This window comes from Aeromonas lacus (genome assembly GCF_000764665.1).
In the GTDB taxonomy this organism is placed as follows: domain Bacteria; phylum Pseudomonadota; class Gammaproteobacteria; order Enterobacterales; family Aeromonadaceae; genus Aeromonas; species Aeromonas lacus.
This window is the reverse complement of record NZ_JRGM01000030.1, coordinates 1-14493: the sequence shown is the minus strand read 5'-3', so window position 1 is coordinate 14493 and position 14493 is coordinate 1. Positions and strand designations below refer to the sequence as shown.

Annotated in this window: 12 protein-coding genes; 7 read left to right on the top strand and 5 right to left on the bottom strand. The window is 56.8% G+C overall.

Annotated elements, in window-relative coordinates:
• The 3 genes from LG31_RS20790 to rfaD form a co-directional block, all read right to left on the bottom strand.
• Positions 1-570: hypothetical protein (locus tag LG31_RS20790; protein ID WP_152598301.1), on the bottom strand; the 570-nt coding region annotated here is incomplete at its 3' end.
• Positions 567-2336 (bottom strand): bifunctional glycosyltransferase family 4 protein/polysaccharide deacetylase, encoded by a 1770-nt coding sequence (locus tag LG31_RS0104845; RefSeq protein ID WP_033113373.1) that lies wholly within the window; start codon positions 2334-2336, stop codon positions 567-569. The genes LG31_RS20790 and LG31_RS0104845, both read right to left, overlap by 4 nt.
• 108 nt (positions 2337-2444) lie before the next feature.
• Positions 2445-3398 carry an ADP-glyceromanno-heptose 6-epimerase gene (gene rfaD / locus LG31_RS0104840; protein WP_033113372.1) on the bottom strand — a complete coding sequence of 318 codons (954 nt, stop codon included), beginning with the start codon at positions 3396-3398 and terminating at the stop codon, positions 2445-2447.
• A 157-nt stretch (positions 3399-3555) separates the two neighbouring features.
• Here rfaD and LG31_RS0104835 point away from each other — a divergent pair, with 157 nt between their 5' ends.
• The 5 genes from LG31_RS0104835 (at position 3556) to LG31_RS0104815 (ending at position 9620) form a co-directional block, all read left to right on the top strand.
• Entirely contained in the window at positions 3556-4200 is a 645-nt protein-coding gene (locus tag LG31_RS0104835) for a TetR/AcrR family transcriptional regulator (RefSeq protein WP_033113371.1), read from the top strand.
• A gap of 115 nt (positions 4201-4315) precedes the next feature.
• The gene (locus LG31_RS0104830) at positions 4316-5506 is read left to right on the top strand and encodes a glycine C-acetyltransferase (protein WP_033113370.1); all 1191 of its coding nucleotides are present in this window, start codon (positions 4316-4318) and stop codon (positions 5504-5506) included.
• A gap of 60 nt (positions 5507-5566) precedes the next feature.
• Complete coding sequence (gene tdh / locus LG31_RS0104825; RefSeq protein ID WP_033113369.1) at positions 5567-6595, top strand: L-threonine 3-dehydrogenase; 1029 nt, start codon at positions 5567-5569, stop codon at positions 6593-6595.
• A gap of 196 nt (positions 6596-6791) precedes the next feature.
• Entirely contained in the window at positions 6792-7247 is a 456-nt protein-coding gene (locus LG31_RS0104820) for a c-type cytochrome (RefSeq protein WP_033113368.1), read from the top strand.
• Between the two features lie 90 nt (positions 7248-7337).
• A complete protein-coding gene (locus tag LG31_RS0104815; protein WP_033113367.1) occupies positions 7338-9620 on the top strand; it encodes a putative bifunctional diguanylate cyclase/phosphodiesterase in 2283 nt (760 codons plus the stop codon).
• Here LG31_RS0104815 and rep read toward each other — a convergent pair.
• Complete coding sequence (rep, locus tag LG31_RS0104810; protein ID WP_033113366.1) at positions 9617-11629, bottom strand: DNA helicase Rep; 2013 nt, start codon at positions 11627-11629, stop codon at positions 9617-9619. The two genes, LG31_RS0104815 and rep, sit on opposite strands and share 4 nt — an antisense overlap.
• A gap of 181 nt (positions 11630-11810) precedes the next feature.
• Here rep and LG31_RS0104805 point away from each other — a divergent pair, with 181 nt between their 5' ends.
• Both LG31_RS0104805 and LG31_RS0104800 read left to right on the top strand, forming a co-directional pair.
• Entirely contained in the window at positions 11811-13031 is a 1221-nt protein-coding gene (locus tag LG31_RS0104805; RefSeq protein ID WP_033113365.1) for a SufS family cysteine desulfurase, read from the top strand.
• A gap of 13 nt (positions 13032-13044) precedes the next feature.
• Positions 13045-13479, top strand: coding sequence for a SufE family protein (locus LG31_RS0104800; protein WP_033113364.1), 435 nt, complete (start codon positions 13045-13047; stop codon positions 13477-13479).
• A 21-nt stretch (positions 13480-13500) separates the two neighbouring features.
• Here LG31_RS0104800 and tcdA read toward each other — a convergent pair whose 3' ends face one another.
• Complete coding sequence (gene tcdA / locus LG31_RS0104795) at positions 13501-14337, bottom strand: tRNA cyclic N6-threonylcarbamoyladenosine(37) synthase TcdA (RefSeq protein ID WP_033113363.1); 837 nt, start codon at positions 14335-14337, stop codon at positions 13501-13503.
• Positions 14338-14493: the final 156 nt, after the last annotated feature.

Sequence of the window (14493 nt, the reverse complement as noted above, 5' to 3'; positions counted from 1 at the left end):
GAGGCCATATAACGAGCACAGCCCACCAATACTTGCTCCACATCTAATAAATAGTGAATTTTCTTTATCACTAAAAACATATGAATTCAATATAGTTAAAACCAGACATCCTTGGGCAAATAATATTTCATTAGTATAGCCACCAACACGCTCAATACCATTAGATAAGGAGTTAAACGTGAGAATACCAAAAACAAATCCGCTGATGATAACTCCATATATAGAAAGCCTGCGAACAGTAATTGTTATTGGGACTAGAAATGAAAATGCAGCAAAGAAAATACTTATTCTAATTATTGAGCTATCCTCTCCATGTAATAACCGGCTTATTACTAACATGGTGCCATATATTAAAATCATTATAGCTAACCTATTAGCACTTCCATTACGGTTAAAATTATGTTCTTTATTAAAGATACGACTTATTACACCCAATGATATAGATATCACTATAAGTAAGGACAAATAACTATGACCTTTTGAAGATGCATATAACCCAGCAAAAGCAAAAAACATAGTGAATGCAAACATGTATTCGCTTGTTTTTTCAAGAAACAATTTTAAATTCATACATCTTCCCGTCGAAAAACATAATTCCCGCGGATCTTGCGCCACATCCCAAACACATCGGTACGGGGGAAGATGGCGATCCGGCGGATCTGGTAGGAGTCCTGGTGCATCGCTTTGGGGCCGCTGTTGGTGGCAACGGCAAAACGGTATCCTGCGGCGATGGCCTGCTCTTTAGCACTGTCGTTGATGTCTCCGTAAGGATAGGCAAACGAGAACAGCGGCTGACCAAGCAAGGCCTCCAGCTGGCGTTTGTTTTCCTGAATTTCATGTGCCTGCTGCTCTGACGAGAGCTTGCTCAGGCGAGGATGAGTCAGAGTGTGACCACCAATCTCCACATGGCCACTAGCCGCCAATGCCTTGATCTGCTCACCATTCATCAGGGAAACTGACGTATCGGGATTGGTCGGATGCTCCACATCCCAACGGTTATAACCTTCGCCAGTCACCACGTACACCACGGCTTTGTAACCATATTTTACCAGCAGGGGCAGCATGCGGGTCAGGTTGTCCTGATAGCCGTCATCGGCTGTGATCATCAGGTACTTCTTGCCGTACTGCAGGCGGTGGATAAACCCTTTGTCCGCCAGATCGCGGAAAGTCAGGGTCTCGTAGCCGAGCCACTTCATCAGGCGCAGGTGCTTTTCGAACATGGCGGTCGGCATCCAGGTACCGTGCACCCCTTTCTCGCTCTCGTGCTCGATAAAGCGGTGGTACATGATGACCGGCATCTCGCGGCGCAGGGTTTCGACCACCGCATCCTGATAGATGGACTCCAGTCCGGAGACAACCCCCTGCAAACCGTACTCGTCCTGAATGCGCTGACGAATGGCTTCCGGCACCACCTTGCTTACGAGGGCAGATTCGATTTTGCCCTTCAGCGCAGCAAAATCGATAGCCAGATCCTTGGGACCGATATCGCCGAAGTTGCTGGCCAGCACTTCATCCAGATTCTGTTCCGTCACCAGACCGATGGCCTTGGCTTCGCCGATAGCGAAGGCGGGCCGACCGCACAGCAGCGCTTCCATGGCTACTCGACCGGCGCCAATTACCAGGTCGCAACCAGCCAGCAGAGCAGGCACATCATCGACATAACCGACAAACTCGGCACGATCCTGAAAACGGGCAAAACGCTCGGGCACGCGGGTCCCGCTGACAATCCGTACCTTGCAGGCATCCAGATCGAGTACTTCGTCAAGCAGGCGGTAGCAGAGTTCCCCTTTGGGGCCACTCAAGCGGCCAATGATGGCGATCACCGGCTTGTCATTATCCGGCGCCGGCATGGGCTGAAACTTGTCGGTCTCGATACCGTTGCGCAGCACCTGCACGATCGCCGGATCGACCCCCAGGTTGTCGATGATCTGCCGTGCAATATCCTCGCAAACAGCAACCGCCCTGAATCCAAGGGCATGGAAGGCTTTGCGGGATGCGTGTACCGGCTGGCGGCCATGTACCGTGGTGATCATCGGGGTGCCAGTCAGTTTGCAGGCAACATAGCAGCTCCAGCCGGAGGCGCGGGAGTGAGCATGCACCAACTGGATATGGTGCTTCTTGATGAGGTAGATGAGGTAAAAGACGTGCCAGAAACGGCGCAATATGCTGCGCTTGTTGAATCGAAGCTTGAAGACGGGACCAAGGGTCGGCTTGGTCAGCGTATCCGACACATAAAAGACATTGTGACCACGCTGGGTCAGTTCGTTGCCGACCGTGGTGGCATAAACCTCGGCGCCCGTCACTTCGAGCTGGGAGAGTGCCATCAATATGTTCATTGCGTGGTTACCCGGTAGAAACTGAGAAAAACAGTGACAAACAACAGAGCCGGAAACAGGTATAGTCTGCTTCCGGCTTGTCTAGATAGGCAGTGTAAAGCTCACCCGTTAGCGGTTGAGCCACGCCATATAATCCGCAACCCCTTCGGCAACGGTTTTGAACTCTGCGTCATAACCTGCGTTGCGCAGTTTGGTCATGTCGGCCTGGGTAAAGCTCTGGTAGCGACCCTTGAGGTGATCCGGGAAGGGAATGTATTCGATAGAGCCCTTCTGATGATGCTTGATCACCGCTTCGGCCACGTTCTGGAACGGCTCGGCGCGACCGGTACCACAGTTGAAGATGCCGGAGTGCTGCGGGTTCTGCCAGAACCACAGGTTTACCTTGCAAACGTCATCGATATAGATGAAGTCACGCATCTGACCGCCGTTGGGGAAACCGTCGCAACCTTCGAACAACTTGGGATTCTCGCCCTTCTTCACCTGGGTGTTGAGGTGGAAAGCGACGGAAGCCATGGAGCCTTTGTGCTGCTCACGCGGACCGTAGACGTTGAAGTACTTCAGACCGACAACCTGAGAGTTGATCTCGGGGATCCAGCGGCGCACGTACTGGTCAAACAGCTGCTTGGAGTAGCCGTAGACGTTGAGCGGCTGCTCGAACTTGGGATCTTCGATGAAGTTGTCGTTGCGACCGCCGTAAGTGGCGGCAGAAGAGGCGTAAATGAAGGGAATTTCACGCTCGATGCAGTAGTGGAACAGATCCTTGGAGTACTCGTAGTTGACTTCCATGATGAACTTGCCGTTCCACTCGGTCGTCGCTGAGCAGGCACCTTCGTGGAAGATAACCTCAATGCCGTCCCACTCTTCGAATTCGTCGCCGGAAACGATGCGCGCCTGGAACTCGTCTTTGTCCATGTAGTCAGCGATGGTCAGATCGACCAGGTTGACGAACTTGGTGCCGTCGGTCAGGTCATCAATGACCACGATATCGGTCCGTCCTTGAGCGTTCAGCTGCTTGACCAGATTGCTGCCGATAAAGCCAGCACCGCCAGTTACTACGATCATGGAGTTTGCCTCTCGTACGTTGATGGCTACATGTGACTGCTTGTTAAAGCTGTGTATAGTGAGCCAATTTGAAATTGCCGAAAAGTTTATCACGGGCAGTCTGGGGATTCGACCTTGTTCCATTTGCCCCGGACAGAACCCGTTGGAGGAATGAGTGATGAAGACCAGAGACAGGATCATTCACAGCGCCACCGAGCTGTTTAACGATCAGGGTGAGCGCAACATCACCACCAACCATATTGCGGCGCACATGGGCATCAGTCCGGGCAACCTCTATTACCACTTCCGCAATAAAGAGGACATCATTCACTCCATCTTCGATCAATATGCCCGCCACCTGAGCGAAAGCTTCATCCCGACCCGCAACCGTGAAATCACCCTGCAGGATTTGATGGGTTATCTCGATGCCATCTTCTATCTGATGTGGCAGTTCCGCTTCTTCTACGCCAACCTGCCGGACATCCTGAGCCGGGACGAACCACTGCAGCAGAAATACCTCAAGGCGCAAGAGCAGATGAGATCCTCGGTCGTGACCCTGCTCAAGAGCCTGCGCGAAGGGGGCATAATAGATGTGACCGACGCGGATCTGCCGGATCTCGGCCAAACCATCAAGATGGTGGTCACCTGCTGGATCCCGTTCCAGATTGCCCAGGCTCCCAATACCCGCATCACCAAGCCACTGCTCTATCAGGGAGTGCTGAAGGTGCTGTTTCTTCTGCGCCCCTACGTGCAACCGCAAGTCTCCGAACAGATCCAGCAACTGGAGCAACACTACCGCCAACTGGCCCAACCAGTTGAGTGAGATCTGTTTCACAATTGTTTAATTGCAGAACAATAATTTGAATTAACCGCAACAAACTGAAGTAAAATGTGGCCCTCTGTTGATACTCAGCTGAAATAGCCAATAAGGATCGAGGATGTCTAACGGATTCTATCGTCACCTGACCGAGCAACTGAATCAGGTGCAAGCTGAAGGGTTGTACAAGCAGGAACGCATCATCACCTCCGCCCAGCAGGCAAGCATCGCCGTGGGTGGGGAGCAGGTACTGAACTTCTGTGCCAACAACTATCTGGGATTGGCCAACCACCCGGATCTGATCGCCGCCGCCCATCAAGGCCTCGACAGCCACGGCTTCGGCATGGCCTCGGTTCGCTTTATCTGTGGCACCCAGGATCAGCACAAGGAGCTGGAGCAGAAGATGTCTGCCTTCCTGGGCACCGAAGACACCATCCTCTACTCCTCCTGCTTCGATGCCAACGGCGGCCTGTTCGAGACCCTTTTCGGTGCCGAAGATGCCATCATCTCCGATGCCCTCAACCACGCCTCCATCATCGACGGCGTGCGGCTGTGCAAGGCCAAGCGCTATCGCTACGCCAACAACGACATGGCCGAACTGGAAGCCCAGCTGAAACAGGCTGACGCCGATGGCGCCCGCTTCAAGCTGATCGCTACCGATGGCGTCTTCTCCATGGATGGGGTCATCGCCGACCTCAAATCCATCTGCGATCTGGCCGACAAATACGATGCGCTGGTGATGGTCGATGACTCCCACGCCGTCGGCTTCATCGGCGAAAACGGTCGCGGCACTCATGAATACTGTGGCGTGATGGATCGGGTCGATATCATCACCGGCACTCTGGGCAAGGCGCTCGGTGGCGCCTCCGGCGGCTACACCTCCGGCAAAAAAGAGGTGATCGACTGGCTGCGCCAGCGCTCCCGCCCCTATCTCTTCTCCAACTCGCTGGCCCCCTCCATCGTTGCAGCCACCATCAAGGTGATCGACATGCTGGCCGAAGGTCACGACCTGCGCGCCCGCCTGCAGGAAAACAGCCGCTACTTCCGCGAGCGCATGAGCGCCGCAGGCTTTACCCTAGCTGGCGCCGATCACGCTATCATTCCGGTGATGCTGGGCGATGCCAAGCTGGCTGCCGAGATGGCCAGCCGCATGCTGGCGGCCGGTATCTACGTGGTGGGTTTCTCCTTCCCGGTAGTGCCGAAAGGTCAAGCGCGCATTCGTACCCAGATGTCCGCCGCCCACACCCGCGAGCAACTGGACAAGGCGATCGATGCCTTCATCCGCATTGGCCGCGAGCTCGCCATCATCTGATTTGTATCGAGGGGCCCTGTGCCCCTCCCTTCTTTCTGCATTCATAGCAAAGGATCCGCCATGAAAGCCCTGTCCAAACTCAAGCCCGAGATCGGCATCTGGATGACCGACGTTCCCGCACCGGAGCTGGGCCACAACGACCTGCTGATCAAAATTCGCAAAACCGCCATCTGCGGTACCGACATCCATATCTACAACTGGGATGAGTGGTCGCAGAAGACCATTCCTGTCCCCATGGTGGTGGGTCACGAATATGTCGGCGAAGTCGTCGCTATCGGCCAGGAGGTGCGCGGCTTCGCCATCGGCGATCGCGTCTCCGGTGAAGGCCACATAACCTGCGGCCACTGCCGCAACTGCCGCGCCGGCCGTACCCACCTCTGTCGCAACACTACGGGGGTGGGTGTCAACCGCCCCGGCGCCTTCGCCGAATATCTGGTGATCCCCGCCTTCAATGCCTTCAAGCTGCCGGACAATATCCCGGATGAGCTGGCCGCCATTTTCGACCCGTTTGGCAATGCGGTGCACACCGCCCTTTCCTTCGATCTGGTGGGTGAAGATGTTCTCATCACCGGTGCCGGCCCCATCGGCATCATGGCTGCCGCCGTCTGCCGTCATGTCGGTGCCCGCCACGTGGTCATCACCGACGTCAATGAGTACCGGCTGGAACTGGCACGCAAGATGGGCGCCACCCGTACCGTCAACATCGGCAAGGAGAAGCTCGCCGACGTGATGAGCGAGCTGGGAATGACGGAAGGGTTCGACGTGGGGCTGGAGATGTCCGGCGTACCGAGCGCCTTCCAGGAGATGCTCGACAAGATGAACCATGGCGGCAAGATTGCCATGCTCGGCATCCCCCCCTCCACCATGGCCATCGACTGGAACAAGGTGATCTTCAAGGGGCTGTTTATCAAAGGGATCTATGGCCGTGAGATGTTCGAAACCTGGTACAAAATGGCCAGCCTCATTCAATCCGGACTGGATCTCACCCCCATCATCACCCACCGCTTCCACATCGACGAGTTCCAGCAAGGCTTTGATGCCATGCGCTCCGGCCACTCCGGCAAGGTGATCCTGAGCTGGGATAACTAACCTGTGGCCCTTAACTTGTTAAAACCCGGCATCAGCCGGGTTTCTTTTTCAGAAGCACATCGTCAGACAGCGTGATACGGGCCAAAAGTTTGCTTGCAGAGTGTTTAACACTTCACACACAAGCGTTTAAATGGCTGTAACTATTCGGTTATAATCCGTCCGGTTCACAGGGATAATAAGAGAGTGCTGGGAGTATATGAGCGTGCTGAAAAAACTGAGCTATCTGCTGGCTGTCGGTATGACCGCGGTCAGCCTGTCCGGAGCAGCATTTGCTGCTGACAATATGTCACCGGATGCCATTGCCGAGCGGATCAAACCGGTCGGTCAGGTCTATACCGCCAAGGATCTGGAAGGTATTGCCGGTGCGGGCGCAGCGCCTGCGGCAGCCGCTTCTTCCGGCCCGCGAGATGGCGAAACCGTGTTCAAGGGCGCCTGCTTCGCCTGTCACGACACCGGTGCAGCCGGCGCGCCCAAACGTGGCGACAAAGCGGCTTGGGAGCCCCGTATCGCCCAGGGCATTGAAACGCTCAAGAAGCATGCCATCGGTGGCTTTACCGGCAAATCCGGCATGATGCCTCCGCGCGGCACCTGCGCAACTTGTAGTGACGAAGAGATTGAGAACGCCATCCACTACATGATCGACAAGCTCTAAGTATTTGAAAGGGCCGCATATGCGGCCCTTTCAATCTATCGCCTTCCAGCTACTCTTGTATGGTAGACATACTCGGGAGTTGCTCATCTCATGTCGTCCCAATCCATCGAATCCCACTATTCAACTCCTCTGTTGGCGTTGGTCTCGGCCATTATGGACTTTCCTGCGCCACACACAGCAACGACCGACAACTACGACGCCCTGATCCAGCAAATTGATCAACTCTGTCCTCTGCAACATTTTGGCATGCTTGGCCTCTCCGATACCGGGTTGAACTGGGTCTATGCCCACAAGATCAGTGATTCGTTCAAACAGCAGCTGGGGCGGGAGCAGTCCCGGATCACCGATCAACTGACCCAGCTGGATGAAGCCGATGGCTGGTGCGTTTTTCCTATCGAACATGGCCAGGTACAGTGGTTGCTGGCACGCAGCACACCAACAGATCTCCCGACCCTGCGCTTGCTGCTCGAATGTCTGGCCAAACGGCTGACCGAAACCCAGGCAGGCTCCCATCTGGCAGAGCCCCCCTCTCCGCTGATCCGTAAAGACCCCAACTGGCAGAAGAAAATCGAGAGCATCAGCCGCATCATGCGACTGGCCAATACCCTTCCCGGTCAGGCCCTCTTCTCCCAGCTGGAAGCTGTGTTGCGCCAGATGCTGGCCATTGAAGACATGCTGCTGGTTCGGCTCAATACTCACAAGCTGGAAAAGGTCTACCCGGCGACCCCCCATCAGAGCGATGAGTTCATCAGCGGCTTGTGTCATAGCACCAGCAATATCGAGGTCAGCAAAGAGTCGCTGTTCTGGCACAGCATGCCGCTGCGCCTGCAACAACAGTATTTCGCCCACTTCATTATCAGCACGTCCAACCCATTGGAGGCAGATGACAAACTCTTCCTCGACTTTTTACGCGGCCAGCTGACGCTACTGCTTGAGCTGAAGCGGATCCGCCAGCAACTCAACGACATCAATACCGAAGACTCCATCAACCAGCGCCTCCAGCAGCTGCGCCAGACCAACCTCAGATTGCAAAAGCAGCTCAAACAGCATCAGGAGCTGGAACGCAGGCTGCAATTTGACGCCCTGCACGACCCGCTAACCCAGCTGCCCAACCGGGCCCTGCTGATGAATCACCTCAACCACGCCATGACCCACTACAACCGCTACAAATCGCCTGGGTTTGCCGTGATTTTTATCGATGTGGATCACTTCAAGCAGATCAACGACACCCTGGGCCACAGCGCCGGGGATCAGTTGCTCAAGGAGATAAGCCGCCGCCTGCAAACCTGCATCCGGCAAAATGATTTGGTAGCAAGGCTGGGGGGAGACGAGTTCGTCATCTATCTGGACAGCAGCAAGAACGATGATGACATCAGTCCGGTTTTGAACCGGATCATCAGCCGGCTCTCCTACCCTTTCAGGCTGCTCGGCAACGAGCTGAGCATCACCGTCAGCCTGGGCGTATCTATCGCGTCCGAACAAACAACGGACATCAGCCAGTTGCTTCATCAGGCCGATCTAGCCATGTATCAGGCCAAGCGCAATGGTCGCAGTCGTATCGTCAGCTACTCGGAGGATTGCATCAACCAGAACTGGAACTCGCCGGAAGAGATGCTGGCCAGAGCCCTGCGCGAAGGGCGTATCGTCCCCTACTTCCAGCCAGTGATCCGGCTGCAGGACAGCCGACTGACCGGCCTTGAGGTGATGGCTCGCTGGTTGACGGAAGAGGGAGTGCTGAAAGATGCCTTTGATTTTATCCCGCTGGCGGAACAGTGCGGCCTTATTCTCGATCTGGATTACCAGATCCTGCGTCACACCTGTCAGCAGCTGAAAAACTGGCTGCCACTCTCGGGACAGAGCAAGTTCAAGGTGGCGATCAATCTCTCCGGCAAGCATCTGGTCAACCACGACCATATCATGCGGCTGATAACCATTCTGGAAGAGGAGGGAGTCTCCCCCAGCTACCTGATCTTTGAATTCAACGAGCGGGAGCTGTCACGGCAGGATTCCGATGCGCTGGCCTCGCTGCACGAGCTGCGCGCCAAGGGCATCCAGATCAGCCTCGACGATTTTGGCACCGGCTTCTCCTCCCTCAACGCCCTGTTCCACTTTCCGGTGGACTACATCAAGGTGGATGACAGCTTTACCCAACGCATGTTGCAGTCCCCCAAAGACCTCGCACTAATCCGCGCCATGCGCGACATCTGTCAGGATCTTGATTACACCTTGGTGGTGGAAGGCATAGAGAACCAGCAGCAATTGCAGAAGCTAATCGATATTGGCTGCCGGATGGGGCAGGGGCGTTATATCTCACCGCCCATGCCGGGCACAGACATTATCCCGCTGCTCACCCCCAGCAGCACACCGCTTTAATCCTTCTTGAACATGGCGCGCAGATTGGCCACCGCCATCTGCCCCTTCTGCTGGCGCTCCTCGGCCGTCACCTTTTTCTGGTTTTCCCACTCCAGATCATCCTGCGGCAGCTCCAGCAGGAAGCGGCTCGGCTCCGGACGCACAGACTCGCCGTACTGACGCCGCTCCTTGCAAAGAGTAAAGGTCAGCTCGGTCTGGGCCCGGGTAATGCCCACATAGGCGAGACGCCGCTCCTCCTCGACGTTGTCTTCATCAATGCTGGTCTGGTGGGGCAGCAAGCCCTCCTCCATCCCCACCATGTAGACATAGGGAAACTCCAGCCCCTTGGAGGCATGCAACGTCATCAACTGCACCTGATCGGCATCGTCCTCCCCCTCGTTGCGCTCCATCATGTCGCGCAGAGTGAGGCGAGTGACCACCTGAGCCAGCGTCATCGACTCTTCCAGCTCATCCCCTTCCAGCATCTCGGTGATCCAGCGGTAGAGGGTAGAGACGTTCTGCATCCGCATTTCGGCCGCCTTCGGGCTGGGGGAGGTCTCGTAGAGCCACTCTTCGTAATGGATCTCCTTGATCATATCCCGCACCGCCTCCACCGGATTGCCGCGCTGCGCCTGATCGCCAAGACGAACCAGCCAGTTGGTGAATGCCTGTAGGGCCACCAAGCCACGGCCGGAGAGGTGCTGCTCCAGCCCCAGCTCGAAGCTGGCGGCAAACAGACTCTTGCCACGCTGGTTGGCATACTGACCCAGTTTTTCGAGGGTGGTGGGGCCGATTTCCCGGCGCGGCAAGTTGACCACCCGCAGGAAGGCGGTGTCCTCGTCCGGATTCACCAGCAGCTTGAGGTAGGCCATGATGTCCTTGATCTCGGTGCGGGAGAAAAACGAGGTGCCGCCGGAGATGCGATAGGGAATCCGGTTGGTCATCAGCGCCTTCTCGAAGATGCGCGACTGATGGTTGCCCCGGTAGAGGATGGCGTAATCTTTGAACCGGGTGCGATTCATGAACTTGTGGCCCATCATCTCAGCGGCGATCCGCTCCGCTTCATGCTCCTCGTTCTTGGCGAACAGCACCTTGAGCTTCACCCCTTCATCCAGCTCGGAGAAGAGCGCCTTGTCATAGACGTGCGGGTTATTGGCGATCAGGATGTTGGCGCACTTGAGGATGCGCCGCTTGGAGCGGTAGTTCTGCTCCAGCTTGATCAGCTTGAGGCTGGGGAAATCTTCGCTCAGCAACACCAGATTCTGCGGCTTGGCACCGCGCCAGGAGTAGATCGACTGGTCATCATCCCCTACCACGGTAAAACGGGCCCGCTCACCGACGATCTGCTTCACCAGCTCGTACTGGCTGGTGTTGGTATCCTGATACTCATCGACCAGCAGGTAACGGATCTTGCTCTGCCAGCGCTCGCGCACCTCCTGATTGCTCTTGAGCAGCAAGGTGGGCATCACGATGAGGTCGTCAAAATCCAGCGCGTTATAGGCCACCATCTGGCGGTGATAACGCTCGTAGAGCTGGGCCATCAGCACCTCTTCCGGCCCGCGGGCGATACGCATGGCGCGGGCAGGCAGGATGAGGTCGTTCTTCCAGTTGGAGATCTGGCTGATAAGGGCCGAGAGCTTGTCCTTGTCGTTGTCGAGCTCGTCTTCAGTCAATTCTTTCAGCAGCGCCAGCTGGTCGGTGTCATCGAACAGGGAGAAGTTCGCCTTGAGATTCAGGCTCTTGTGCTCACGACGAATAATATCGAGGCCGAGGGTATGGAAGGTAGAGACCATCAGCCCCCGCGCCTCCTTGCGCCCCAGAGTCTGGCCGACCCGCTCCTTCATCTCCCGCGCCGCCTTGTTGGTAAAGGTAACTGCGGCGATGTTGCGCGCGTTGTAACCACACTGCTGCACCAGATAGGCAATCTTGTTGGTGATGACGCGGGTCTTGCCCGATCCGGCACCCGCCAGCACCAGGCAAGGGCCGGAAACATACTTGACCGCTTCGTTCTGATTGGGGTTGAGCTTCATGGGCCGGATCTCTTGGCTTATGATGAGGGGCGGCATTGTACCAGAAATCACCCGACGAGCCGTACCTGCTGCACGGCAGGCAACCGCCAATCGGGCTTATCGCGCCTTGTGTTCGGGCGCTATTTTCAGGATCATGGCCGACCTTCCGAGATGATGACTTTTTCCAGATGATGAGGGGAGCATGAATCAGCAACAGCATGACCAACTGCGCAGCCAGTTTCCGGCCTTGGCGCAGGAGGTAAACGGCCGCCCTCTGGTCTATCTGGACAACGCTGCCACCACCCAGAAGCCGCAAGCGGTACTGGATGCCATCGCTCACTACTATCGGGCCGACAATGCCAACGTGCACCGTGCCGCCCATGCTCTGAGTGGCCGCGCGACCCGCGCCTTTGAGGCTGCCCGCGAGACGGTCACCCGCTTTATCAATGCGCCCCACAGCCACGAGGTGATCTGGACCCGCGGCACCACGGAGGCGATCAATCTGGTGGCCCAGAGCTGGGGGTTGAGCGAGCTCAAGGCGGGGGATGAAATCATCCTCAGCACGCTGGAGCATCACGCCAATATCGTCCCGTGGCAACTGGTCGCCCAGCGTACCGGCGCCTTGATCCGGGTTATCCCCCTTGATGAGCGGGGCGATCTCGATCTGGCCGCCTATCACGCCATGCTGGGGCCACGCACCCGGCTGGTGAGCGTAGCCCACGTCTCCAATGCCCTCGGTACTGTCAATCCGGTCGCCCTGATGGTAGCTGCCGCCAAAGCGGTTGGCGCCGTGACGCTGATCGACGGTGCCCAGGCGGTGGCCCATCTCGAGGTGGATGTGCAGACCATCGGCTGCGACTTCTACGCCTTCTCCGGTCACAAGCTCCATGGCCCGACCGGCATCGGCGTGTTGTGGGGCCGCACCGAGCTATTGGAACGGATGCCGCCCTGGCAAGCAGGTGGCGAGATGATCGATCGGGTCAGTTTCAGCGGTACCACCTTCAATACCCTGCCCTTCAAGTTCGAGGCGGGTACCCCTCATATCGCTGGCGCTATTGGCCTCGCTGCCGCCATCGACTTTGTGATGGCGCAAGACCGGAGCTCATTAGCCAAGCATGAAGAGACGCTGACCGACTATCTGGTCGCCGGCCTGCAACAGGTGCCGGGGCTGCGTCTGATCGGCGAACCCGGCCAACGTGCCGGTGCGGTCTCGTTCCTGCTCGACGACATTCACCCGCAAGATGCCGCCACCCTGCTCGATATGCAGGGGATCGCCCTGCGAGTCGGCCATCACTGCGCCATGCCGCTGATGGAATCGCTCGGGATCGGCGGCACAATGCGCGCCTCGCTGGCCTGCTACAACAATCGGGACGATGTCGACGCCCTGCTGGCCGCCCTGCACAAACTCAGTGACTTCTTCTAAGGCAGACAACCGAATGAGTGACCTCACAAGCTATACCCAGATTGGCCTTGAGCCCAATGCTGACAGCATCCGCCAGCAGTTTGCCGCCGCTCACGGCTGGGAGAACCAGTACCGGCTCATCATCCAGCTCGGCAAGCTGTTGCCCGCGCTACCCGGTGAATGGCAGCAGGAGGAGTTCCGCCTCAAGGGATGTGAAAGTCAGGCCTGGCTGAAGGGAGAGAAAAGCGAGGATGGCTGCTGGCACTTTGCCTGTGATTCCGATGCCCGCATCGTGCGGGGCCTTATCGTCATCGTGCTGGCGGCGCTCAACCACCAATCGTCTGCGGCGATCCAGGCTTTTGATATGGAAGGGTATTTTACCGAACTGGGACTTGAGAAACACTTGAGCCCGTCACGGGGTAACGGGCTCAGAGCAATCGTGCTGGCGATCCGGGAGCAAGCAGTCTAACCTGCCTTGTTCAGCGGTCGATTAGGCTTCGCTAATCGACCCGGCGTTTTCATTCCCGGCCTCTTTCTCGGCGCGGGCACCCCGCTCGGCAATCTTCTTCAAGACCCGGGACGCAGCAACCAGCCCGAAAGTTGCCGTCACCGGTGTCACGGCGCCAAAGCCGGAGGCGCAATCCATCTTCATGGTGCCATCGCTGGCCGCCTTGGCCTGACAGGTGCCACCATTGCCATCCGGATAGCTCAGCTGCTCGGTTGAGAAGACACACTCCACCCCGAACTTGCGCGCCGGATTCTTGCTGAAGTTGTGCAACCGGCGCAGGTCGGAACGCACCTTGGCGGCCAACGGGTCCTGGATGGTCTTGGCCAGATCGGCCACGGTGATCTGAGTCGGGTCCATCTGCCCGCCAGCACCACCCGCCACAATCACCGGGATCTTGTTGCGCTTGCAGAAGGCAATCAGCGCCACCTTGGCCTTGACCGAATCGATGGCATCCACCACATAGTCAAACTCCCGCTTGATATGCTCGGCCAGATTGTCGGCGGTGACGAAATCGTCCACCTCGATCACTTCGCAATCCGGATTGATGGCGCGAATGCGCTCGGCCATCACCTCGGTCTTGAGGCGACCAACCGTGCCCTGCATGGCGTGGATCTGGCGATTGGTGTTGGTGATGCAGATATCGTCCATGTCGATCAGGGTGATCTGGTTGATACCGGCCCGGGCCAGCGCCTCGGCCGCCCAGGAGCCAACGCCACCGATCCCCACCACACAGACCTTGGCCTGGCTAAAGGACTGTAATGCATCCTGACCATAAAGACGGGCAATGCCCCCGAATCGCTTTAGATATTCTGCTTTCATACCACCACCTTGCTTGAGGGCGGCCATTATAACGACAACCACCGTCAGCGGCGATGGCAGAACCGGAGAAAATCGAGGAGGAAAAACAGAGAAAACGACAGGGAAGAGGGAATAAAGGTCAATATTCAGGCGACTTGCTGATTTTCAGGCAATAAA